Here is a 20384-nt window from a genome sequence, read left to right as displayed (position 1 = left end):
ATTTGGCCGAGTAGCTCAGTTGGTAGAGCAGGGGATTGAAAATCCCCGTGTCGGCGGTTCGATTCCGTCTTCGGCCACCATCTTCAGAGACCTGCAGAAATGCAGGTCTTTTTTTTTGTCTGCGATCTGCGATCCACGCCTGGCCTCGATACATGCCAGCCCACCGCCGTCCGGTTGACGAAACATTTACACCGCCGCGCGCCGCGGCACCTACGCTCCAGACTCCTGCCTGGAGCCTGTCGATGCCTCTGCGCCCCGCCCTGCTCGCCTGCCTGCTGCTGGCCGCCCTGCCGGTGATCGCCGCCGAGCCGGTGCGCGCGGTCGACACGCTGGACATCGATCGCTATGCCGGCCAGTGGCACGAGATCGCGCATCTTCCGGTGTCATTCCAGAAACAGTGCGTCGGCGAAATCACCGCCAACTACGGGCTGCGCCGCGATGGCCGCATCAGTGTCACCAACGCCTGCCGCAACGGCGACGGAGAACGTGTGGTTGCTGAAGGGGTAGCACGCCCGGTTGCCGGCCATCCCGGCCAGCTGCAGGTGCGCTTCGTGCCGGACTGGCTGAGCTGGGTGCCACTGGTCTGGGCCGACTACTGGGTCCTGGCCCTGGACCCGGACTATCAGTGGGCGTTGGTCGGTGAACCGGACCGTAAGTACCTGTGGATCCTCTCGCGCCTGCCGGAAATGGATCGCGCCCGGTTCGAACAGCTGAAAGCCAAGGCCGAGACGATGGGGTACGACCTCGGCCCGCTGCGCCTGATGGCCCCGATTCGCGATACACCCGCCGACTGAACCTCCCCGCATCCGGCGCACCACGCGCGCGCCATCCGGCGCCGCGCACGCCCGGCCGCCATCTTCACGCGCTACCCTCTGCGACGGGTCGCCACAGGCGATCCAAACGACCATACGCCGTAGTATGCTTATCCAACGCACCCCTCCAGAGGACCTGCGCCCATGCTCCACCGTTTCCGTATCGCCTTGATCGTCCTGTGCACCCTCGCCCTTGTTGCCTGCAACAACGGCATCGTCAAGCGTGTTTCGGAACCGGCGGCCAGCCTGCAGCAGCTGACCGTGCGCGCCGACGGCAACTGGACCGTGGCCCTGCGCCTGCAGAACTACAGCTCCATGCCCATGACCTTCGATGACGTCGCGCTGGCACTGACCGTCGGCGACAGCGACGCCGGCACCCTGCAGGCCAAGCCGGGCATCTCCATCGGCGGCACCTCGGCCGATGTCATCCAGGTCGACCTCGTGCCCAGCTCGGCCGCGCGCCTGGTGGTGGCCGACGCATTGGCCAGCAACCGCACCCTGGCTTACGGCCTGAAGGGAACGGTGGCGGCCACGCCGCAGGAAAAGAAGCAGCGCAGCTTCGACATCAGCAGCCGCAGCACCCTCAACCAGGCCCCGGGCCTGCCGGGCGTGCTGCGCTGACTCCCGCTTTCCGCCGCGGCGCCCGGCGCCGCTCCCCCTGTCCCTGATCAAATCGAGACGTACCGATGAGCAGCTACACCGCCCCGCTTTCCGACCTCCGTTTCGCCCTGCACGACGTGCTCAAGGTCGAACCCCTGTTCGCCCGCCTGGGCTTCACCGACGCCACCGCCGACGTGGTCGATGCCGTGCTGGAAGAAGCCGGCCGCTTCAGCGCCACCGTGCTGGCCCCGCTCAACAGCGTCGGCGACGAGATCGGCTGCGTGCTCGACCAGGCCACCGGTGAAGTGACCACCCCGCCCGGCTTCAAGCAGGCCTACGACCAGTTCGTCGATGGCGGCTGGACCGGCCTGACCGCCTCGCCGGAACTGGGCGGCCAGGGCCTGCCGCACACCCTGGGCGTGCCGCTCAACGAAATGATCAACGCCGCCAACCTGGCGTGGGGCAACTTCCCGCTGCTCTCGCACGGCGCCATCGAAGCGCTGAAGCAGCACGGCGAAGCCTGGCAGCACGAGGCCTTCCTCAAGCCGCTGATCGAAGGCCGCTGGACCGGCACCATGTGCCTGACCGAACCGCACTGCGGCACCGACCTGGGCCTGCTCAAGACCAAGGCCGAGCCGAATGCCGATGGCAGCTACGCGATCACCGGCACCAAGATCTTCATCACCGCCGGCGAGCACGACCTGACCGGCAACATCGTGCACCTGGTGCTGGCCAAGCTGCCTGACGCCCCTCCGGGCGCCAAGGGCATCTCGCTGTTCGTCACCCCCAAGTTCAAGGTCGACCGCGACGGCAACGTCGGCGAGCGCAACGCACTGCGCTGCGGCTCGATCGAGCACAAGATGGGCATCAAGGGTTCGGTCACCTGCGTGATGAATTTCGATGGTGCGCAGGGTTACCTGGTCGGCCAGCCGCACAAGGGCCTGCAGGCCATGTTCACCATGATGAACACCGCGCGCCTGGGTGTGGGCCTGCAGGGCATCGGCCTGTCCGAGCGCGCCTACCAGAACGCGCTGAAGTACAGCCGTGAGCGCCTGCAGTCGCGCGCCCTCAGCGGCGCCAAGTTCCCCGACAAGCCGGCCGACCCGATCCTGGTCCACCCGGATGTGCGTCGCATGCTGATGACGGTGAAGTCGCTGGTCGAGGGCAGCCGCCTGCTGGCCCTGCACGCTGCCACCCTGATCGATGTCGCCCACCACGCCGAGGACGCCGCCGAGCGCGAGCGCGCCGACACCCTGGTGAGCTTCCTCACCCCGATCTCCAAGGCCTGCCAGACCGAGTGGGGTATCGAGAACACCTACAACGCCCTGCAGTGCTTCGGTGGCCACGGCTACATCCGCGAGCACGGCATGGAGCAGCTGGCGCGCGACGCCCGCATCACCACGCTGTATGAAGGTACCACCGGCATCCAGGCGCTGGACCTGATCGGCCGCAAGACCGCGTCCAGCCAGGGCGCCGGCCTGAAGCTGATGCTGGCCGAGATCGAAGCCTTCGCCAAGGAACACGAGGGCAACGAAGCGCTGGCCGAGTTCATCGGCCCGCTGCGCGCCAAGGCCGCCGAATGGGGCAAGCTGACCCTGGACGTGCTGCAGCGCGCGGCCGCCAACCCGGACGAACTGGGCGCGGCCAGCTACGACTACCTGTTCTATTCGGGCTACGTGGTACTGGCTTACTGGTGGGCCCGCAGCGTGGCCGCCGCTGATGCCGGCGCGCACGGCGCCGCCTTCGCCCAGGGCAAGCGCGAGACCGCGCGGTTCTACTTCGCCCGCGTGCTGCCGCGCACGCTCAGCCACGCCGCCGCCATCCAGGCCGGCGCCGCCCCGCTGATGGCGATGGACGACGAGCGCTTCGGCGCCTGAGCCGGGCTGCCGCGGTAGTGCCGGCCGCTGGCCGGCAACCGCAAAAGCAACAGCTGGATCCCGGTGGATGGCGGGGCGGTGTGGGCTGGCAGGACACGCCGTAAACCCCGCTCCGCGGTCCGGCCCAGCCGCTGGCGGCTGTGCGTTCGGGCGCTTGCGAAGCAGTGCTTCGCAAGCAAAGCACCCTCACCCTTGGGGGCTCGATGGCGCCTTGCTCGTGTGCGCTGTCCTGCGCACACGGCAAGACCGGGGTTGGGGCGTCCTGCCCAACCCGCCCGAGGCATGCCTCGGGCCCATGGCGCCAACGGTCCTGCCAACCCACACCGCCCCGCCTCTGACAGTTCCCCGCGATCTGCGTAGATCCACGTCATGCGTGGATGAAAACCACCGGAATCCATCTGGAGAAAAGCCCCCCTTTGTTAAGGGGGGCGCGCCGACGGCGCAGGGGATAGGAGGAATGCGTGGGCATCCCAACCCGCCATCGGCGGGCTGGGATGCGGAATGCGCGGACCTGAATCGTTGCGATTTGCGTATCGCCGACAGGCGATACACAAATCGTCAACATTCAGGTATAAGCTGTTCTCCCGATGGAGACAGACACTACACGCTTGGGTCTGATCGAAGCCGGAGCTCCCTTTTCTGCTCCGGGCGCCGAAGCATCGCCCAACGCCACGACGCTGCATCGCCCCGGTTCGGTCCGGCTGCTCTCGCTTGATGCCCACGGACGCGTACTGGACTGGATCACCTGGCAGGATGCGGCGTGCCTCTACGCCCGCGAAGCCGTCGCCTGGACACTCGGCGATCCCTGCCTGCACATCCACGGCGGCACCAATCGCTTCAGCGGCATGCAGAGCGGCATGGACCTGCACCCGATCATCGCCGCCCGCGGCCACGCCCGCTCCCGCGCGATCGACCCGACGCCGAACCTGACCAACCCGGCCCTGTTCGCCCGCGACGCCCACCTGTGCATGTACTGCGGCCAGCAGTTCAACCGCCCCACGCTCACCCGCGACCACGTCATGCCACTGTCCAAGGGCGGCCTGGACTGCTGGGAAAACGTGGTCACCGCCTGCTTCCACTGCAACTCGCGCAAGAGCGACCGCACCCCGCAGCAGGCCGGAATGCCGTTGCTGGCGGTGCCCTACCGGCCCAGCTGGATCGAGCATCTGATCCTGTCCAACCGCAACATCCTGGCCGACCAGATGGCCTTCCTGAAGGCGCAATTGCCGAAGCGCTCAAAACTGAGCACCTGAATCGCCGAAAATGCAACCCTCACCGTCCTGTCACGGGCGGCGGCATTTGCTTGCCCCACCCCCGTTTGAGGGCGAAAATGGGCGTTCAGAACAAGTGCGAACATGATGATCGACTCTGCCCGCTATCCCCGCCTCGCGCGCATCCAGACACCGGATGACCTGCGCACGTTCGACGAATCCGAATTGAGGGCGGTCGCCGACGAACTGCGCGCCTACCTCATCGAATCGGTGGGCAAGAGCGGCGGCCACTTCGCCGCCGGCCTGGGCGTGATCGAACTCACCGTGGCCCTGCACTACCTGTACCAGACCCCGCAGGACCAGCTGGTCTGGGACGTCGGTCACCAGACCTACCCACACAAGATCCTGACCGGTCGCCGCGACGAGATCCACACCGTCAAGCAGAAGGACGGCGTGGCGCCGTTCCCGAAGCGCGAAGAGAGCGAGTACGACACCTTCGGCGTCGGCCATTCTTCGACCTCGATCTCAGCCGCGCTCGGCATGGCCATCGCCCGCCAGTCCGAAGGCGACAATCGCCAGGTCGTTGCGGTGATCGGTGATGGTGCGATGACTGCCGGCATGGCCTTCGAAGCGCTGATGCACGCCGGCGGCATGGAACCCGAGCCGAACCTGCTGGTGATCCTCAACGACAACAACATGTCGATCTCCGAGGCGGTCGGCGGCCTGACCAAGATGCTCGGCCGTGCCACCGGCAGCCGCACGCTCAATGCACTGCGCGAAGGCGGCAAGAAGATCCTCGGCGACAAGAAGAACAACCCGGCGCGCTTCGTGAAGCGCTGGGAAGAACACTGGAAGGGCATGTTCGTGCCGTCCACGATGTTCGAGGAAATGGGCTTCCACTACACCGGCCCGATCGACGGCCACGACATGCCCGCCCTGCTGTCCACGCTGAAGACGCTGCGCGCCTCCAAGGGCCCGAAGCTGCTGCACGTGATGACCACCAAGGGCAAGGGCTACGAGCCGGCCGAAGGCGATCAGATCGGTTACCACGCGGTGGGTCCGTTCGATCCGGACAAGGGCCTGGTGGCCAAGGCCGGCGCCAAGAAGCCCACTTACACCGACGTGTTCAGCGACTGGCTGTGCGATGCCGCCGCTGCCGAGCCACGCCTGTACGGCATCACCCCGGCGATGCGCGAAGGCTCCGGCCTGGTGCGCTTCAGCAAGGAATACCCGCAGCGCTATTTCGACGTCGCGATCGCCGAACAGCACGCGGTCACGCTGGCCGCCGGCATGGCGACCCAGGGTGGCAAGCCGGTGGTGGCGATCTATTCGACCTTCCTGCAGCGCGCGTACGACCAATTGGTGCACGACGTGGCCATCCAGGACCTGGATGTACTGTTCGCGATCGACCGCGCCGGCGTGGTCGGCCCGGACGGTGCGACCCACGCCGGCAACCTCGACCTGAGCTTCCTGCGCTGCGTGCCGAACATGGTGGTGATGGCGCCATCCAATGAAGCCGAGTGCCGGCAGATGCTCAGCACCGGCCTGCAGCACCCGGGCCCGGCCGCCGTGCGCTATCCGCGCGGCACCGGCACCGGCGTCGCCGCAGGCACCGACCTTTCCACCCTGCCGATCGGCAAGGGCGAGCTTCGCCTGCAGGGCAGTCGTATCGCCCTGCTCGCCTTCGGCAGCACCGTGGCCGCCGCCGAACAGGTTGGCCGCGAACTGGGCCTGAGCGTGGTCAACATGCGCTTCATCAAGCCGCTGGACCGCGAGCTGGTGCTGGCTGTCGCCGCCCAGCACGAGGGGCTGGTGACGATCGAAGACAACGTGGTGGCCGGTGGCGCCGGCTCCGGCGTCGGTGAGCTGCTCAATGCCGAAGGCGTGCTGCGCCCGATCCTGCACCTGGGCCTGCCCGACAGCTACCAGCACCACGCCAGCCGCGAGGACCTGCTGGCCGAAGCCGGCATCGACGCCGCAGGCATCCGCGCGGCCGTACTCAAGCGCTGGCCGCAGCTGGCTGCCGGGACCCCGCCCCTCAGCGCGGCAGGCTGAGACCGGTCACCACCCAGTGGATCCACGCATGGCGTGGATCCACTGCGGAACAGGGGTCGATCCACGCCATGCGTGGGGACAGATCAGGGAGCCCCAGCCCTCAGCCGTAGCTGACCGCTTCCACGAACGCGCCGCTGGCCTCCACCCGCACCGCAGCGCGCTGCCCGGTGTCGACGAAGTGGAGGCGTGCAAGGGTTTCAGCGAAATCGTAGGCCCGGGCACCATCGCGGAACTCGATCGGTTCCGGCCGGTCCGGGTGCAGCACGCGCCATTGGCGTTGCTCGCATTGCAGGCGGATCAACATGCAGCTCACTCCTTGAGGCAGCGTATCGACGGTGGCGGGATGGGCGTGCCGGTTACGGCAGACTTCATCGCGGCGGATCAGGGGCACGCAGAGGTGCCCTGATCGCAGAAGATACGACGTTCAAAATGTGAGCTGTATCAGATTATTCTGATTTTCGAGGCGCGTGCTCAATTCACCTGGAACTGCGCCCGGCAACCGTCGCTGACCCAGATGCCACGGCGGTCCCAGCCCCAGGTCTGGCCCTCGATGCAGGCGCTGCGTGAATCCTGACGGACCAGGCGCACACCACGACGGATGCGCGCATCGCAGTACTCCTGGCGATGGCCGTTGGAATGGCAGGTGATCACCTCACCCCCACCCCAGCCATTGCCACCATTGCCCCAGCCGTTGCCATGGCCACCACCCCAGCCACCGCCGCGGCGGTACTCGCCAACGAACTCGGCACGACAGCCCTGGGTGACCCAGACACCGTAGCGCGATTGTCCCCAGGTCTCGCCTTCCACGCACGGCGAGCCCGACAACTGGCGGATCATCCGGGCACGGCCTTCCAGGCGACATTCATTGCTGCGGTTCTTGATCGATTCGCAGCGTACGATGCCGCCGCCATCACGACCGCCATAGCGATCGTCGTCATACCCGTAGCCATAGCTCTGCGCCTGCGCGCCGCCCGCGGCCGCCAGCATTGGCAGCAGGGTGCAGGCCAGGGTACGCCAGGTGAGTGCCTTGCCCATCGGGATCTCCGGATGAATACGATGGCGCAAGCATCCGGGATTCGTTGCGCGGCGCACAGGGGGCGCCCTACGGCGGTTTTTTCCCCATTCAAACAACTCAACCGTGGCTGACTGCGCCTCGGCCGGTGGCGTCAACTTCCGACGTGGAGTGCGTCCACCGAATTGCCGAGCGCCTCGACCCGTACCGTGCTGCGCTGGCCGGTACGGCGGTGGTGCTCCAGGGCCCGCGCCGCAGCGACATCGAAAGCCTCGGCGCCCCGTGCATAACGGGTGGCGTCATGCGCCTGCGGATCCAATACGGACCAGTGCCGGGCGTTGCATTGAACGGTAATGACCATTGGAAGACTCCTGCGGAATGAAGGCACGCCGGCAGCGGAAGGCCCTGAGCGCCGGTACACCATCAGGCTAGCGAGCACCTCCGGGATGGCCTATCAGATTTGTACGAAAATGCCGCGCCGGACTGTCAGACCGCCCCGCCCTCACATCCCTGAGGCCGTTTAGTGAATCCCTTTCGTGACCCTTGTCACGGAGTTGGCAGAGCTTCACACTACCGTCACCAACAGGGGCCCCTTCCACATGCGCACCTTCTTCTCGCAGCAGCGTTCGACGTTGCTGAAGTTCTACTTCGTGGCCAGCTATCTGGTGCTGATCGAGGAACTGATCCGCGCCGCCCTGCACTGAGCACTTGCTGCCGTTTTTCCTGCGGTCGACACTGTTGCTTTAGGCACGGAGCTCCGCCGATGAAATCCCTTCTTCTGATTCCCGCGCTGCTGGTCCTGGTCGCCTGCGCCAGCCCGGACAAGGCACCCACGCACGCCGAAGCGACAGCCACGTCGCCGGCCACGCCGGTGGTCGGCGGTGATCGCGATGCGCATGGCTGCATCGGTTCGGCCGGCTACCAGTGGTGCGAGCACAGCCAGCGTTGCGAACGCCCGTGGGAACTGGCGCAGGCACAGGGCCTGGCCAATACCGCCGAAGCCATCGATGCCTACTGCGCAAAGCCGGCCAGCCCGGCGCGCAAGTGAGTCGCGCCCACCATGGCTGAGCTGAGTCCGCTCCCCACCCTGGCCCCGGGCCGCTACCGCCACTTCAAGGGCGGCGAGTACGAAGTGCTGGACATCGTCCGCAGCAGCGAGACCCTGCAGCCGATGGTGCTGTACCGCGCGTTGTATGGCGAAGGCGGCCTGTGGGTACGCCCGTACGCCATGTTCGTCGAGCAGGTGCCCGGCGAGCACGGACCGCAACCACGTTTCGCCCGCGTCGACGCATGACGGTTCCGCTGCCGGTCCAGGCCGGCAGCGCGCGGCAACACAGCGGGCCTGCGCTACAATCGTACCGTCCAGTCGGTTTCTTCCCACCATGTCCGCATCCCCCTCCCGTTCGCGCCGCAAGGCGCCCGACAGCGTGCGCCAGTCACTGCTGCAGGCCACCATTGAAGTGATCGGCCGTAACGGCCTGGCCGCGCTGACCGTGCAGGACGTCGCGCAGGCCGCTGGTGTCAGCAAGGGTGCGTTGTTCCATCATTTCAGCAGCAAGCAGGCACTGGTGGATGAAGCCGTCGGCGCGCTTATCGGCGAGTTCGAAGCGCGGGTACGCGCCCTGCTGCAGGAAAATCCCGAAGGCCATGGCCGTTTCAGCCGCGCCTATGTGCAGGCCAATTTCGAGCATCTGCTGCAGCAGGAGCAGGACAACGACATCGGCCTGACCTTGGGCAACCTGATGGAACCGGCCCTGCTCGCGCATTGGCGCACCTGGAAGCGTGCAATGCTGGCCGAATTCGCCGGCGAAGCCAACGATCCCCGACTGTATGCGGCGCGCTGCGCGGCCGATGGCTACTGGGCCACGGCCTACGGCCGGCCGCTGGACGAGGAGGAACGCATCAACGCACTGGCCATGGCCGAACAGGCCCTGAAACTGTGCGACCCGCAGTGAGCCGGAGCGCGCAATGAATCCCTACCTCTACCTTGCTGCAGCCATCATGCTGGAAGTGATTGCCACATCACTGTTGAAGGCCTCCGACGGCATGAGCCGGCTGGCGCCGACGCTGGGCGCGCTGGTCGGCTACGGGCTGTGCTTCTACTTGTTGTCGATGACCATGAAGTCGATCCCGACCGGCATCGCCTACGCGATCTGGTCCGGCGTCGGAATCGTGCTGATCTCGCTGATCGGGCTGGTGGTGTTCAAGCAGCGCCTGGATGCACCGGCGTTGATCGGCATCGGCCTGATCTGCGCCGGCGTGCTGGTGATCAACCTGTTCTCGCGCAGCAGCGCACACTGAGCACGCTGCTGCGCGATCAACGCTAGCTGACCTTCTTCGCTACGGTCATGCCGAGCAGGAACAGCACCACGGCAATGATGATGCCGGCCCAGAACAGGAACTTGGCGATGCCGACCGCGGCACCGGCAATGCCGCCGAAGCCGAGCACGCCCGCAATGACGCCGATGATGGCGAAGATGATGGCCCACTTGATCATGTCAAACCTTTCCCCGCGGGGACTGCGTACTGGATGATCAGGCTAGGCCGTGGCCGATGCGGCAGTCGTGAACAGGCCGCGTGCGCGGCGTGAATCAGCGCGGACGGAAGCGCAGCAGCGCGACGGCAAACGCCAGGAACACGCTGCCCACCAGCCGCTCGAACCAGCGTCGTGCAAACGGCTTGGCCAGCCAGCGGCGCAGGCCATGGCCACCGGCTGCATACATCACGTACCAGAACAGTTCGCAGGCGGCGAAGGTGGCCACCAGCACGCTGTACTGCAACGCCTGGCCGCGTGACGGATCGACGAACTGCGGCAGGAACGCCGCCGCGAACAGCAGCAGCTTGGGATTGCTCAGGCCCACCAGAAGGCCACCACGGAACACGGTCCAGGCACCAAGCGTCGGCGTCATCGGCAGTGCGGCATCCACCGTCACCGGTGGCGCGGGACGGCAGCTGTCACGCCATGCCTTCAGGCCCAGCCAGGCCAGATAGGCCACGCCCAGATAGCGCAGCACCTCGAACAGCATCGGCGAGGAATGCAGCAGCGCACTCAGGCCCGCTGCGGAGGCCGCCAGCACCAGCAGCATCGCCAGCAGGCAGCCCGCCATGGCCGGAACGCTGCCGCGGAAACCCAGCCCGACGCTGCGCCCCAGGATATGCAGCATGTTCGGCCCCGGCGTGCCACACAGAACGAACACCGTGGCCAGGAACCACCACCAGGTATGCAGGGCCATTTCAACATCCACGCAGGAAAACCCAGCAAGCTTAGAGCGTGACCATGGCCTGCGTCACATACAGCCTGACGCGGATGCGACGGTTACAGACGCGTACTCACGACGTCAGCAGACGCGCGCTGCGCAGCTCTACCCAGGCCGAGCGCAGGACCCTCAACGCCGAGCGCAGGAACAATACCAGCAGTGCGACCGCTACCAGCAGATCCGGCCAACCCGCACCGAACAGCGCTACCAGGCCCGCGGCCAGCAGCACCGATACGCCCTCATACAGATCATTGCGCGAGCATTCCCAGGCGGACGCCAGGTTGATGTCGTCGTTGCGATAAGGGGTCAGCAACCACAGGCACGCCGCGTTGGCGGCCAGGTTGAGCAGCGCCGCCAGGCCCATGCTGGCAAACAAGGGCACCTCCGGATGCAGCAACCGCCATCCGATCTGCGCAGCCACCGCGAGCGCTGCCACCAGGATCAGTAGCCCCTTGAACAGGGCAACCCGCGCCTTGGCCACGAGGCCTGCGCCGACCACGGCCAGGCTCAATGCATAGGTCGCCGCGTCACCCAGGTTGTCCAGGGCGCCAGACAACAGCGAGGACGAATGGCTGTACCCGGCAGCAGCGACCATCAACGCAAAGGTGGCCAGATTGACCAGCAGCACGATCCACAGCACGCGCCGGTGCCGCGCCTGCATCGCCGCCACGTCCAGGGTCTTGCCACAGCCGCAACACTCGCCCATCGCCCCGCCCTCCCATTGGTAGCGACATTATCGCGCCGCAGCAGCACCGGGGTCGATCAGACCCCGCTCGCGGACCTGCCCAACGCCCACGTATTGCGCAATGCCCTTCCTCATTGTGCTGCAATGACCGCCTCTTCCCTGGAGCAATGCATGAAGACTCTCGGCCTGATCGGCGGCATGAGCTGGGAAAGCTCGGCCCAGTACTACCGGCTCATCAACGAGGACGTGCGGCAGCGCCTCGGTGGCGCGCACTCCGCGCAGCTGCTGCTGTGGTCGGTGGACTTCGCCCCGATCAAGCAGCTGCAGCACGACGGCGACTGGGATGCACTGGGCGACCACATGGTCGACGCCGCACGGCGCCTGCAGGCCGGTGGTGCCGATCTGCTGCTGGTCTGCACCAACACCATGCACACGCTGGCCGACCGCATCGAGGCGGCCTGCCCACTGCCGCTGCTGCATATCGTCGATCCCACCGCCCAGGCCATCGTGCAGGCAGGCGCACGCAAGGTGGGCCTGCTCGGCACCGCCTTCACCATGGAGCAGGACTTCTACCGCGGCCGGCTGCAGGATCGCTTCGATCTGGAAGTGCTGGTGCCCGATGCCGATGACCGGCGCAGCGTGCACGACATCATCTACCAGGAGCTGATTGCCGGCGTGGTCAGCGAGCACTCACGGCAGGTCTATGCCGGCGTGATCGCGCGACTGGTGGCGCGCGGTGCCGAAGCGATCATTCTTGGCTGCACCGAGATCATGCTGCTGGTACGCCCGGAGGACAGTGCAGTGCCGTTGTTCGATACCACTGCCCTGCATGCGCGGGCTGCGGTGGACGCAGCACTGGCCTGATCCTGCCTTCGATGCAGCGCGGAATCAGTCCGCGCCCTGCACTTCCAGCGCGGTGATCAGCCACTCGACCACCGCCTGGGAATCGCAGAGGAAGAAGATGGCATCGCCGGAGCGCGCTTCGGTAAGCAGGCGATAGACCGTGATCGCCACCGCCGACTGGTTGGCGATGAACACTTCCGGGCTGCGCGGCCCTTCGCTGTGGCCGGCAACCGCGTGCAGCGCCTTGCGTGCGGCCACGGTCGCAGCCGGGTCCGCGCTGCGGGTCAGTTCCGGCCCGCGCAGGCCCCAGGCAATGAACACATGCTTGCCCTTGAACGTGGTGTCCAGGACCCGCACCTCGGCGCCGCCTGCGTCGGCCGAGCGATGAATGACGGTACTGCTGATCAACGCAACCCCCTGTGGTCGTCGTGGTCCGCGCATCCTCCCCCACAGGCCGCCCGCACACCAGTGACGGCAGCCACAGGCTGCGCCGACAGGCGTGGAAGACATGTAAGAAGGTGTAAACCGATGCGATCGGATGTGCAGCGATGATACGGGATGTAAGCCTCTGCATGGGCCCGTGCGCACTACTAAATCCTTACTGAGCCACTTCCGGAACGATGCGTTCCGACGGCCCCGTGCTGGGTCATTCTTGCCGCCCGAATCCCCGCTCGAGGCTCCCAATGACCCTTCGCCCGCTGCTGCCGATCACCGGCGCCGCCCTTGCCCTGCTGCTGGCCGCCACCGCCGTGGCCGCCCAGGACTACGACACTGATCACATTCCAGCGCTGCGCTGCGAATCCCAGTTCAACAAGACCGAGCAATGCCCCATCCAGGGCCCGATGCGCCTGGCCAGGCAACTGTCGGTCACCCGCTGCGTGGAGAACCAGAACTGGGGCCAGAGCCGCCGCATGCTGTGGGTGACCGATGGCTGCCGTGCCGACTTCGTCGCCGACGGATACGGGCGCTGGCCGGGACGTGGCCGCGGCCGTGACCGCGACAACGAGGGTGAACGCCTGGTCTGCGAGTCCTACGAAAACAAGGACAAGGAGTGCCGCGTCCGCGTCCGCCACGGGGTACGGCTGGTCAAGCAGAAATCGGTGACGACCTGCATCGAGGACCGCAACTGGGGCTGGGACCGTCGCGGCGTGTGGGTCAGCGACGGCTGCCGTGCCGAGTTCCGGGTGTATTGACTGCCAGCCACGCGCTGGCTGCAACGAGTAGGCGTGCGTGCAAGGCGGAGTCGATAGACTATGGCCCGCATGGCAGGGAGCACGACATGGAACGATGGTATCTGGCGACGCTGCTGGCGTTGATCCTGCATCAGATCGACGCTGCGTTCTGGCAGGAATGGACCATGTTCCAAGTGCCCGGCGGCATCCAGGGCTTCCTGCTGTTCAACCTGTTCGCAGTCGGCGCCGTGCTTTGGGGTTATCGCCATACCCTGCTGGGCACATCCAAGGCGCGCGGCTATGCACTGGTTTGTGGCGCGCTCGGCATTGGCACGGCGCTGATCCACCTGGCGTTTGCCTTGCTCGGTCGCAATGAATTCCACCTGCCGTTGTCGATCATCGTCCTGCTCGCCTGTTTTGTATCGGGTGGCGGCCTGTTGCTGCAGCTCCGCCCGCGATGAGCCGGACGTCGCGTTCTCCGCGCCTGCGTAACGGCAGCCCCCAGGACGCGGATGCCTTGATCGCGCTCGACAGCGTGGCAGCCATTGATCCAGAGCGGATCATGCAGATTGGCAACTGGCTGGCACACGGCGGCCTGCAGGTCGCCGAGCAGGACGGCAGGGTCGTTGGCTACCTGGCCATGCATCACCACTTCTTCGGCGAGGCCTTCGTCGAGATGCTGATGGTGGCGCGCGAACGGCGCGGCCAGGGCATCGGTACCGCACTGCTGCGACACGCCATTGCACGGCGCGGTCGCGGCAAGCTGTTCACCTCGACCAATGCCTCCAACATCGGCATGCAGCGCCTGCTCGTTGCGTCGGGCTTCATCGACAGCGGCATCGTGCATGGATTGGATGACGGCGACCCGGAGCTGATCTACCGCTTCGCTGAAGACTGATCATCGGCATCAGCAGCCCGCACAAAAAAGCCCACGCATTGCTGCGCAGGCTTCTTGATTCATCACAGTGGTCGGGACGGCCGGATTCGAACCGACGACCCTCTGCCCCCCAGGCAGATGCGCTACCAGGCTGCGCTACGCCCCGACTGATGCTGCGATGTGCCCGCCAGTGCAGCGGGCCGTGAAGTATAGCGGATTACGATGGAAATGGGATCAGCGGCGCAACAACTGCAGCACTTCTTCCAGCTCCATGCGCACCTGCTTGATGATCTGGTTGCTCAGCGCCGATTCCTCGCGGGCATCGGGCCCATCCAGACGCAGGCGTGCGCCACCGATGGTGTAGCCCTGTTCGTACAGCAGGCTGCGGATCTGCCGCACCATCAGCACGTCGTGGCGCTGGTAGTAGCGGCGGTTGCCTCGGCGCTTGGCCGGCTCAAGGCTGGGAAACTCGGTTTCCCAGTAGCGCAGGACGTGCGGCTTGACGTCGCACAGCTCGCTGACTTCACCGATGGTGAAGTAGCGCTTGGCCGGGATCGGCGGTAGTTCGCGGTTACTGCCCGGATCCAGCATAAGCTTCCACCCTCTCCTTGAGCTTCTGGCCCGGACGGAAGGTGACCACCGTACGGGCGGAAATCGGAATTTCCTCGCCGGTCTTGGGGTTGCGACCCGGGCGCTGGTTCTTGCGCCGCAGATCGAAATTACCGAAGCCCGACAGCTTCACCTGACGTCCCTGTTCCAATGCTTCGCGCAGCACATCGAAAAACGCGTCGACGAATTCCTTGGCTTCCCGCTTGTTCAGACCGACTTCGTCGAACAGCTTTTCCGCCATCTCCGCCTTGGTCAATGCCATTGCCTGCTACCCCCGAGTGCTGCCCGCTCAGCCGCGGATCCGGGCGTGGTGTTCACGCTCGATGGCAGTGACCGCCTCGGCCACCACCGCATCCACGTCGCGGTCCGTCAGAGTGCGCGACTTGTCCTGCAAAATCAAGCCCATAGCGAGACTCTTGAATCCCGGCTCGACGCCCTGGCCGACATAGCGGTCGAACAGGTTCAGGTCGCGCAGCAGCGGGCCGGCGGCCTGGCGGACGGTCGCCGCCAGATCGGCCCAGGCCACCTGTTCAGGCACCAGGAACGCCAGGTCGCGGCGCACGGCCGGGAAGCGCGACAGCTCGCCCGCACGCGGCAGGCGGCGGGCGGTCAGCGGTTCCAGATCCAGTTCGAAGGCGTAGACGTCGGATTCGATGTCCATCGCCTTGACCAGGCGCGGATGGACCTGACCGATCCAGCCGATCGCCACGCCATCGCGGAACACCTCGGCCGAGCGCGCCGGGTGGCCGCAGGGACGGGCCGACGGGCGGAACTCCAGCTGCGCGCCACTGGCAGCCGCCAGCGATTCCAGGTCGCCCTTCAGGTCATGGAAATCGACCTTGCGGGTCGGCAGACCCCACTGCACCGCCTGCGCGTCACCGCAGACCGCAGCGGCCACGCGCGGGGTTTCCAGCGGCGCCGGTTGGCCGTCTCCGGCCTGCTGGGCGAACACGCGGCCGAGTTCGAACAGGCGCACGCGACCGAGCTGGCGGGCGGCATTGCGGCCGAGGGTGGCGACCAGGCCCGGCAGCAGCGACGGGCGCATCACCGCCAGTTCGGCCGACAGCGGGTTGGCCAGCGGCACCAGGCCGTCGCGCAGCTGCCACTGGGTCAGCAGCGCGTCGTCGACGAAGGCGAAGTTGACGGTTTCCTGCTGGTCGCGGGCGATCAGCTGGCGGCGCACGCTCAGTGCGTCCAGCTGGGTCTCGCTCGGCATCGCCACGCGGGCGGCGCCGCCCGGCAGCGTGGTCGGAATCTGCTCGTAACCGTGGATACGGGCCAGCTCTTCGATCAGGTCTTCTTCGATGGCGATGTCGAAACGGCGGCTCGGCGCAGCGACCTGCCAGCCCTCGGCAGTGGCGGCCACGTCCATGCCCAGCGCGCGCAGGATGCGCTCGACTTCGGCGTCGTCGATGGTGATGCCGAGTACGCGGGTGATGCGCGCGCGGCGCAGCACGATCGTCGCCGGCTGCGGCAGGTCATCGGCGCGCACGGCCTCGGTGACCGGCGCCGGGGTACCGCCGGCCAGGTCCAGCACCATGCGGGTGGCGTATTCGATGGCGGTGCGCGGCAATGCCGGGTCGACGCCACGCTCGAAGCGATGGCCTGCATCGGTATGCAGGCCCAACTTGCGGCCACGGCCCATGATCGCGGCCGGCGCGAAGTGCGCAGCTTCCAGGAACACGGCGGAGGTGGCGTCGGTGACGCGGGTGTCGAAGCCGCCCATCAGGCCGGCCAGGCCGACCGCACGGTCAGCATCGGTAACCACCAGGAAGCTGTCGTCCAGTGCGGTATCGCGGCCGTCCAGCAGCTTCAGGCTCTCGCCCGCGCGCGAACGGCGCACGGCGATGCTGCCCTGCAGGGTACCGAGGTCGTAGGCATGCATCGGCTGGCCCAGCTCCAGCATCACGTACTGGGTGATGTCGACCAGCAGCGAGACCGGACGCACACCGCTGCGGCGCAGGCGCTCGGCCATCCACAGCGGGGTCTTGGCAGCGGCGTTGACGCCTTCGATGACGCGGCCCAGGTAACGCGGTGCTTCGGCGCCGGCATCGAGCTGGATCGACAGTTCGCGGCTGCCGACCGGCGCAATGGCGTCGGCCGCGAAGTCCAGCACTTCACTGCGGGTGGCGGCGGCGACGTCGTAGGCGATGCCGCGCAGGCTGAAGCAGTCGGCACGGTTCGGGGTCAGCTTGATCTCGATGCTGGCGTCCGGCAGCCCCAGATACTCGACCAGGGACTGGCCGACCGGTGCGTCGTCCGGCAGTTCCAGCAGGCCGGAGGCATCGTTGTCCAGGCCCAGCTCCTTGGCCGAGCACAGCATGCCGTTGGACTCGACGCCACGCAGCTTGGCCGGCTTGATCTTCAACTCGCCGATCTGCGCACCGACCATCGCCAGCGGCGCGACCAGGCCCGGGCGCGCGTTCGGCGCGCCGCACACGATCTGCAGCAGCTCGCCCTGCCCGGCATCGACCTTGCACACCTGCAGGCGATCCGCTTCCGGATGGCGCACGGCTTCCACGATGCGCGCCACGACCACGTGGTCGAGGCCGTCGCCGAGCGCGGTCACCTCTTCCACTTCCAGGCCGATGGCGGTCAGCACCGCGCTGAGCTCATCGCGCGAGGCGGAGGTCGGGACGTGGCTGCGCAGCCAGTTTTCGGAGAATTTCATGGTGTCACCCTGGTGGGAGGTGTGCCTCCCGTTGCGGTTTTTGTGGTCGCCCAGCGCATGCGCAAGGAGGCGTCCATCCAGAAAAGCAGCCGAGCATGGCTCGGCTCTACACTGTTGCGGCTTACGCGAACTGCTTCAGGAACCGCACGTCGTTCTCGAAGAACGCGCGCAGGTCGTTGACGCCGTAGCGCAGCATCGCGAAACGCTCCACGCCCATGCCGAAAGCGAAGCCGGTGTAACGCTCCGGATCGATGCCGACATTGCGCAGCACGTTCGGATGGACCATGCCGCAGCCGAGCACTTCCAGCCAGCGGGTGCTGCCATCAGGCTGCTGCCAGGCGATGTCCACCTCCGCGCCCGGCTCAACGAACGGGAAGTAGCTGGGACGGAAACGCATTTCGAAATCGCGCTCGAAGAACGCGCGCACGAATTCGGCCAGCGTGCCCTTCAGGTCGGCGAAGGTCGAATGCTCGTCGACCAGCAGGCCTTCGACCTGGTGGAACATCGGCGAATGGGTCTGGTCGCTGTCGCTGCGGTACACCTTGCCGGCGGCGATCATGCGCAGCGGCGGCGCGTGGTCGCCCATGTAGCGCACCTGCACACCAGAGGTATGCGTGCGCAGCAGGCGGCCGTCGCCGAAGTAGAAGGTGTCGTGCATGGCGCGCGCCGGGTGGTGCGGCGGGAAGTTCAGCGCCTCGAAGTTGTGCCAGTCATCCTCGATCTCCGGCCCTTCCGAGAGCTCGTAGCCCAGCCGGCCGAAGATGCCGGTGATGCGCTCCAGGGTGCGGGTGATCGGATGCAGGCCGGCACGGTCGCCATTGCGGCCCGGCAGGGTGATGTCGATGGCTTCGGCGGCCAGGCGCGCATCCAGTGCCGCGTCTTCCAGCAGCGCCTTGCGCTCGCCCAGTGCGCGGGTCAGCGCATCGCGGGCCTGGTTGATCGCTTCACCGGCGGCCTTGCGCTCGTCGGCCGGCAGGGCGCCGAGCTGCTTGAGCTGCGAAGTGATGCTGCCACTTTTGCCAAGCAGGGCCACGCGCAGCTGTTCCAGCACGTCGGGGCTCTGTGCGGCGGCCACATCGGCCAGCGCCTGGGTGGTGAGGGATTGGATGTCGCTCATGGGGGGCCGGAACTCCAGTCGATCTGCCATCGCGATGCGCGAAGGGCCGACCCCTGTCGCCACCGCCGTCCCCGCGCTGCCGTCGTGGCCTCGCCGGGACCCAAAAAAGAATGGGGAAGGACTTGCGCCCTTCCCCATGCATTGCCTTGACCTGACACCGTTCCGAGTGAACGGTTACGGCATCGGGAAGGACTTATGCCGCCAGCGCGCCCTTGGCCTTTTCAGCCAGCGCAGCAAAACCGGCTGCGTCGTGCACGGCGATGTCAGCCAGGACCTTGCGATCCAGGGTAATGCCGGCCTTCAGCAGACCGTTCATGAAGCGGCTGTAGCTCAGGCCGTTGATGCGGGCAGCCGCATTGATACGGGTGATCCACAGCGAACGGAAGTTGCGCTTCTTCTGCTTACGGCCGATGTAGGCGTACTGCTGTGCCTTGATGACCGCCTGCTTGGCGACGCGGAAGACCTTGCGACGGGCGTTGTAATAGCCCTTGGCGAGATCCAGAATTTTCTTGTGGCGGCGACGCGCCTGTACGCCACGCTTAACTCGTGCCATTTTTCAGTTCCTCAGAGGTAAGGGAGCATGCGGTCCAGACGGCCTGCGTCTTCTGCACGGACATGGCCCGTCTGACGCAGATTACGCTTACGCTTGGTCGCTTTCTTCGTGAGGATGTGGCTACGGTTGGCGTGGCCGCACTTGTACTTGCCCGAGGCGGTCTTGCGGAAACGCTTGGCCGCTGCCCGGTTGGTCTTGATCTTGGGCATTGCAATGTCCTTGATGGGATATGACCCTGGTTTCTGACTGATCTGGCGGCGGCCTAGGCCGCTCTTTCCGTCCTGCCATGATCGGCGTACGACCCGTCCTGGGTGGGTCGAGCCGGGCATGATACAGGCAAAACCGCCCTGTCACCAGCCCCTGCAACCCTTTTGCCGACAATTCACCGGCTTCCTGCAAAAGCAAAGGGACGCCAATGGCGCCCCTTTACCCTGAACCATTCAGCCAGGCGCCCCGGAAGGCGGCCCGTCAGGCCTCAGGTCTTCTTCTTCGGCGCGATCATCATGACCATCTGACGCCCTTCCAGGCGCGGACGGGATTCAATGACGATGTCCTCGCCCAGATCGGTCTCGATCCGGTTGGCCATTTCACGACCCAGTTCCTGGTGGCTCATTTCACGGCCACGGAAACGGATGTTGACCTTGATCTTGTCGCCTTCTTCGAGGAACCCGCGCATCTTGCGCAGCTTGATCTGGTAGTCGCCCTCGTCCGTGACCGGACGGAACTTCACTTCCTTGATCTCGACCTGCTTGGTCTTCTTCTTGGCCTCGCTGGCCTTCTTCTGCGCTTCGAACTTGAACTTGCCGAAGTCCATGATCTTGCAGACCGGCGGATCGGCCTGCGGCTGGATTTCGACCAGGTCCAGGCCTTCATCTTCGGCCATGGACAGCGCTTCGTCGCGCGACAACACGCCGATCATTTCTCCGTCACTGCCGATCACGCGGACGCGCGGCACACGGATTTCCTGATTCTTGCGGTTCTGTTTGTTGTCAGGGGTGCTGATATTACGTTCTCCCAAGGGTATCGAACCGGT

At 66.2% G+C, this 20384-nt stretch carries 27 protein-coding genes and 2 tRNA genes; 14 read left to right on the top strand and 15 right to left on the bottom strand.

Translation table 11 applies throughout. The features are described 5' to 3' along the window. Positions 1–4 precede the first annotated feature (4 nt). The 6 genes from N5D20_RS02330 to dxs all read left to right on the top strand — a co-directional run bounded on the left by N5D20_RS02330 (position 5) and on the right by dxs (position 6555). A tRNA-Phe gene (locus N5D20_RS02330) sits at positions 5–80 on the top strand. Positions 81–242: 162 nt separating this feature from the next. Next, entirely contained in the window at positions 243–794 is a 552-nt protein-coding gene (locus N5D20_RS02325; protein ID WP_043401882.1) for a lipocalin family protein, read from the top strand. A gap of 162 nt (positions 795–956) precedes the next feature. Continuing rightward, on the top strand, positions 957–1433 hold the full coding sequence (locus N5D20_RS02320) for an LEA type 2 family protein (RefSeq protein ID WP_049401709.1): 477 nt from the start codon (positions 957–959) through the stop codon (positions 1431–1433). A 65-nt stretch (positions 1434–1498) separates the two neighbouring features. After that, positions 1499–3289, top strand: a complete 1791-nt coding sequence (locus tag N5D20_RS02315) for an acyl-CoA dehydrogenase C-terminal domain-containing protein (protein ID WP_197578342.1) — start codon at positions 1499–1501, stop codon at positions 3287–3289. Positions 3290–3876: 587 nt separating this feature from the next. Next, a complete protein-coding gene (locus N5D20_RS02310) occupies positions 3877–4542 on the top strand; it encodes an HNH endonuclease (RefSeq protein ID WP_197578341.1) in 666 nt (221 codons plus the stop codon). Between the two features lie 105 nt (positions 4543–4647). Beyond that, the gene (gene dxs, locus N5D20_RS02305) at positions 4648–6555 is read left to right on the top strand and encodes a 1-deoxy-D-xylulose-5-phosphate synthase (protein ID WP_010486509.1); all 1908 of its coding nucleotides are present in this window, start codon (positions 4648–4650) and stop codon (positions 6553–6555) included. A 100-nt stretch (positions 6556–6655) separates the two neighbouring features. Here the strand turns inward: dxs and N5D20_RS02300 are convergent, their stop codons facing one another. The 3 genes from N5D20_RS02300 to N5D20_RS02290 form a co-directional block, all read right to left on the bottom strand. Beyond that, positions 6656–6859: a hypothetical protein gene (locus N5D20_RS02300; protein ID WP_005417823.1), complete on the bottom strand. Its 204-nt coding sequence runs from the start codon at positions 6857–6859 to the stop codon at positions 6656–6658. A gap of 167 nt (positions 6860–7026) precedes the next feature. Beyond that, positions 7027–7590 (bottom strand): DUF3011 domain-containing protein, encoded by a 564-nt coding sequence (locus N5D20_RS02295; RefSeq protein WP_010486507.1) that lies wholly within the window; start codon positions 7588–7590, stop codon positions 7027–7029. Positions 7591–7721: 131 nt separating this feature from the next. Beyond that, the gene (locus N5D20_RS02290) at positions 7722–7928 is read right to left on the bottom strand and encodes a hypothetical protein (protein WP_010486505.1); all 207 of its coding nucleotides are present in this window, start codon (positions 7926–7928) and stop codon (positions 7722–7724) included. A 402-nt stretch (positions 7929–8330) separates the two neighbouring features. Here N5D20_RS02290 and N5D20_RS02285 point away from each other — a divergent pair, with 402 nt between their 5' ends. The 4 genes from N5D20_RS02285 (at position 8331) to N5D20_RS02270 (ending at position 9868) form a co-directional block, all read left to right on the top strand. Continuing rightward, the gene (locus tag N5D20_RS02285) at positions 8331–8615 is read left to right on the top strand and encodes a hypothetical protein (protein ID WP_054172213.1); all 285 of its coding nucleotides are present in this window, start codon (positions 8331–8333) and stop codon (positions 8613–8615) included. Between the two features lie 12 nt (positions 8616–8627). After that, the gene (locus N5D20_RS02280; RefSeq protein ID WP_005410421.1) at positions 8628–8861 is read left to right on the top strand and encodes a DUF1653 domain-containing protein; all 234 of its coding nucleotides are present in this window, start codon (positions 8628–8630) and stop codon (positions 8859–8861) included. Positions 8862–8949: 88 nt separating this feature from the next. Beyond that, positions 8950–9522 carry a TetR/AcrR family transcriptional regulator gene (locus N5D20_RS02275; RefSeq protein ID WP_049434141.1) on the top strand — a complete coding sequence of 191 codons (573 nt, stop codon included), beginning with the start codon at positions 8950–8952 and terminating at the stop codon, positions 9520–9522. Between the two features lie 13 nt (positions 9523–9535). After that, a complete protein-coding gene (locus tag N5D20_RS02270) occupies positions 9536–9868 on the top strand; it encodes an SMR family transporter (RefSeq protein ID WP_049434138.1) in 333 nt (110 codons plus the stop codon). Between the two features lie 22 nt (positions 9869–9890). Here the strand turns inward: N5D20_RS02270 and N5D20_RS02265 are convergent, their stop codons facing one another. From N5D20_RS02265 to N5D20_RS02255, 3 genes are all read right to left on the bottom strand, one after another. After that, positions 9891–10064, bottom strand: a complete 174-nt coding sequence (locus N5D20_RS02265; RefSeq protein ID WP_006380555.1) for a DUF1328 domain-containing protein — start codon at positions 10062–10064, stop codon at positions 9891–9893. A 94-nt stretch (positions 10065–10158) separates the two neighbouring features. Further along, positions 10159–10800 carry a LysE family translocator gene (locus N5D20_RS02260; RefSeq protein WP_191849710.1) on the bottom strand — a complete coding sequence of 214 codons (642 nt, stop codon included), beginning with the start codon at positions 10798–10800 and terminating at the stop codon, positions 10159–10161. A 97-nt stretch (positions 10801–10897) separates the two neighbouring features. Next, positions 10898–11530: a cation transporter gene (locus N5D20_RS02255; RefSeq protein WP_049434135.1), complete on the bottom strand. Its 633-nt coding sequence runs from the start codon at positions 11528–11530 to the stop codon at positions 10898–10900. Positions 11531–11680: 150 nt separating this feature from the next. Here N5D20_RS02255 and N5D20_RS02250 point away from each other — a divergent pair, with 150 nt between their 5' ends. Continuing rightward, positions 11681–12373 carry an aspartate/glutamate racemase family protein gene (locus N5D20_RS02250; RefSeq protein WP_049434133.1) on the top strand — a complete coding sequence of 231 codons (693 nt, stop codon included), beginning with the start codon at positions 11681–11683 and terminating at the stop codon, positions 12371–12373. 24 nt (positions 12374–12397) lie between these two features. Here the strand turns inward: N5D20_RS02250 and N5D20_RS02245 are convergent, their stop codons facing one another. Continuing rightward, a complete protein-coding gene (locus N5D20_RS02245) occupies positions 12398–12793 on the bottom strand; it encodes a hypothetical protein (protein ID WP_012511691.1) in 396 nt (131 codons plus the stop codon). A gap of 242 nt (positions 12794–13035) precedes the next feature. Between N5D20_RS02245 and N5D20_RS02240 the strand changes: the two genes are divergently transcribed. The 3 genes from N5D20_RS02240 to N5D20_RS02230 are packed head-to-tail and all read left to right on the top strand — an operon-like array spanning position 13036 to position 14422. Continuing rightward, the gene (locus N5D20_RS02240; protein WP_197578340.1) at positions 13036–13545 is read left to right on the top strand and encodes a DUF3011 domain-containing protein; all 510 of its coding nucleotides are present in this window, start codon (positions 13036–13038) and stop codon (positions 13543–13545) included. Beyond that, on the top strand, positions 13542–13985 hold the full coding sequence (locus N5D20_RS02235) for a DUF6713 family protein (protein WP_279915004.1): 444 nt from the start codon (positions 13542–13544) through the stop codon (positions 13983–13985). Before N5D20_RS02240 ends, N5D20_RS02235 begins: the two co-directional genes overlap by 4 nt. Next, a complete protein-coding gene (locus N5D20_RS02230; RefSeq protein ID WP_100446306.1) occupies positions 13982–14422 on the top strand; it encodes a GNAT family N-acetyltransferase in 441 nt (146 codons plus the stop codon). Before N5D20_RS02235 ends, N5D20_RS02230 begins: the two co-directional genes overlap by 4 nt. A gap of 68 nt (positions 14423–14490) precedes the next feature. Here N5D20_RS02230 and N5D20_RS02225 read toward each other — a convergent pair. The 8 genes from N5D20_RS02225 to infC form a co-directional block, all read right to left on the bottom strand. Next, positions 14491–14567, bottom strand: a tRNA-Pro gene (locus N5D20_RS02225). A gap of 68 nt (positions 14568–14635) precedes the next feature. Beyond that, positions 14636–14992 carry a MerR family transcriptional regulator gene (locus N5D20_RS02220; RefSeq protein ID WP_005410431.1) on the bottom strand — a complete coding sequence of 119 codons (357 nt, stop codon included), beginning with the start codon at positions 14990–14992 and terminating at the stop codon, positions 14636–14638. Next, positions 14973–15272, bottom strand: coding sequence for an integration host factor subunit alpha (locus tag N5D20_RS02215; RefSeq protein ID WP_005410432.1), 300 nt, complete (start codon positions 15270–15272; stop codon positions 14973–14975). Before N5D20_RS02215 ends, N5D20_RS02220 begins: the two co-directional genes overlap by 20 nt. Before the next feature lie 27 nt (positions 15273–15299). Then, positions 15300–17681, bottom strand: a complete 2382-nt coding sequence (pheT, locus tag N5D20_RS02210; RefSeq protein ID WP_197578339.1) for a phenylalanine--tRNA ligase subunit beta — start codon at positions 17679–17681, stop codon at positions 15300–15302. Between the two features lie 121 nt (positions 17682–17802). Next, positions 17803–18798 (bottom strand): phenylalanine--tRNA ligase subunit alpha, encoded by a 996-nt coding sequence (locus tag N5D20_RS02205; protein ID WP_005417865.1) that lies wholly within the window; start codon positions 18796–18798, stop codon positions 17803–17805. A 193-nt stretch (positions 18799–18991) separates the two neighbouring features. Next, positions 18992–19351 (bottom strand): 50S ribosomal protein L20, encoded by a 360-nt coding sequence (rplT, locus tag N5D20_RS02200; RefSeq protein WP_005410435.1) that lies wholly within the window; start codon positions 19349–19351, stop codon positions 18992–18994. 11 nt (positions 19352–19362) lie between these two features. Beyond that, on the bottom strand, positions 19363–19560 hold the full coding sequence (rpmI, locus tag N5D20_RS02195; protein ID WP_005410436.1) for a 50S ribosomal protein L35: 198 nt from the start codon (positions 19558–19560) through the stop codon (positions 19363–19365). A 266-nt stretch (positions 19561–19826) separates the two neighbouring features. Further along, positions 19827–20354, bottom strand: coding sequence for a translation initiation factor IF-3 (gene infC, locus N5D20_RS02190; RefSeq protein ID WP_075076340.1), 528 nt, complete (start codon positions 20352–20354; stop codon positions 19827–19829). Positions 20355–20384: the final 30 nt, after the last annotated feature.

The sequence above is a fragment of the Stenotrophomonas sp. GD03877 genome (assembly GCF_029840555.1).
Lineage (GTDB): Bacteria > Pseudomonadota > Gammaproteobacteria > Xanthomonadales > Xanthomonadaceae > Stenotrophomonas > Stenotrophomonas geniculata.
The sequence above is the reverse complement of the archived record's forward strand: the minus strand, read 5'-3'. Positions and strand labels throughout refer to the sequence as shown.

Coding starts and splice junctions, on each gene's coding strand:
- N5D20_RS02325 (WP_043401882.1), top strand. CDS start 243: ATGCCTCTGCGCCCCGCCCTGCTCGCCTGCCTGCTGCTGGCCGCCCTG.
- N5D20_RS02320 (WP_049401709.1), top strand. CDS start 957: ATGCTCCACCGTTTCCGTATCGCCTTGATCGTCCTGTGCACCCTCGCC.
- N5D20_RS02315 (WP_197578342.1), top strand. CDS start 1,499: ATGAGCAGCTACACCGCCCCGCTTTCCGACCTCCGTTTCGCCCTGCAC.
- N5D20_RS02310 (WP_197578341.1), top strand. CDS start 3,877: ATGGAGACAGACACTACACGCTTGGGTCTGATCGAAGCCGGAGCTCCC.
- dxs (WP_010486509.1), top strand. CDS start 4,648: ATGATCGACTCTGCCCGCTATCCCCGCCTCGCGCGCATCCAGACACCG.
- N5D20_RS02300 (WP_005417823.1), bottom strand. CDS start 6,859: ATGTTGATCCGCCTGCAATGCGAGCAACGCCAATGGCGCGTGCTGCAC.
- N5D20_RS02295 (WP_010486507.1), bottom strand. CDS start 7,590: ATGGGCAAGGCACTCACCTGGCGTACCCTGGCCTGCACCCTGCTGCCA.
- N5D20_RS02290 (WP_010486505.1), bottom strand. CDS start 7,928: ATGGTCATTACCGTTCAATGCAACGCCCGGCACTGGTCCGTATTGGAT.
- N5D20_RS02285 (WP_054172213.1), top strand. CDS start 8,331: ATGAAATCCCTTCTTCTGATTCCCGCGCTGCTGGTCCTGGTCGCCTGC.
- N5D20_RS02280 (WP_005410421.1), top strand. CDS start 8,628: ATGGCTGAGCTGAGTCCGCTCCCCACCCTGGCCCCGGGCCGCTACCGC.
- N5D20_RS02275 (WP_049434141.1), top strand. CDS start 8,950: ATGTCCGCATCCCCCTCCCGTTCGCGCCGCAAGGCGCCCGACAGCGTG.
- N5D20_RS02270 (WP_049434138.1), top strand. CDS start 9,536: ATGAATCCCTACCTCTACCTTGCTGCAGCCATCATGCTGGAAGTGATT.
- N5D20_RS02265 (WP_006380555.1), bottom strand. CDS start 10,064: ATGATCAAGTGGGCCATCATCTTCGCCATCATCGGCGTCATTGCGGGC.
- N5D20_RS02260 (WP_191849710.1), bottom strand. CDS start 10,800: ATGGCCCTGCATACCTGGTGGTGGTTCCTGGCCACGGTGTTCGTTCTG.
- N5D20_RS02255 (WP_049434135.1), bottom strand. CDS start 11,530: ATGGGCGAGTGTTGCGGCTGTGGCAAGACCCTGGACGTGGCGGCGATG.
- N5D20_RS02250 (WP_049434133.1), top strand. CDS start 11,681: ATGAAGACTCTCGGCCTGATCGGCGGCATGAGCTGGGAAAGCTCGGCC.
- N5D20_RS02245 (WP_012511691.1), bottom strand. CDS start 12,793: ATGCGCGGACCACGACGACCACAGGGGGTTGCGTTGATCAGCAGTACC.
- N5D20_RS02240 (WP_197578340.1), top strand. CDS start 13,036: ATGACCCTTCGCCCGCTGCTGCCGATCACCGGCGCCGCCCTTGCCCTG.
- N5D20_RS02230 (WP_100446306.1), top strand. CDS start 13,982: ATGAGCCGGACGTCGCGTTCTCCGCGCCTGCGTAACGGCAGCCCCCAG.
- N5D20_RS02220 (WP_005410431.1), bottom strand. CDS start 14,992: ATGCTGGATCCGGGCAGTAACCGCGAACTACCGCCGATCCCGGCCAAG.
- N5D20_RS02215 (WP_005410432.1), bottom strand. CDS start 15,272: ATGGCATTGACCAAGGCGGAGATGGCGGAAAAGCTGTTCGACGAAGTC.
- pheT (WP_197578339.1), bottom strand. CDS start 17,681: ATGAAATTCTCCGAAAACTGGCTGCGCAGCCACGTCCCGACCTCCGCC.
- N5D20_RS02205 (WP_005417865.1), bottom strand. CDS start 18,798: ATGAGCGACATCCAATCCCTCACCACCCAGGCGCTGGCCGATGTGGCC.
- rplT (WP_005410435.1), bottom strand. CDS start 19,351: ATGGCACGAGTTAAGCGTGGCGTACAGGCGCGTCGCCGCCACAAGAAA.
- rpmI (WP_005410436.1), bottom strand. CDS start 19,560: ATGCCCAAGATCAAGACCAACCGGGCAGCGGCCAAGCGTTTCCGCAAG.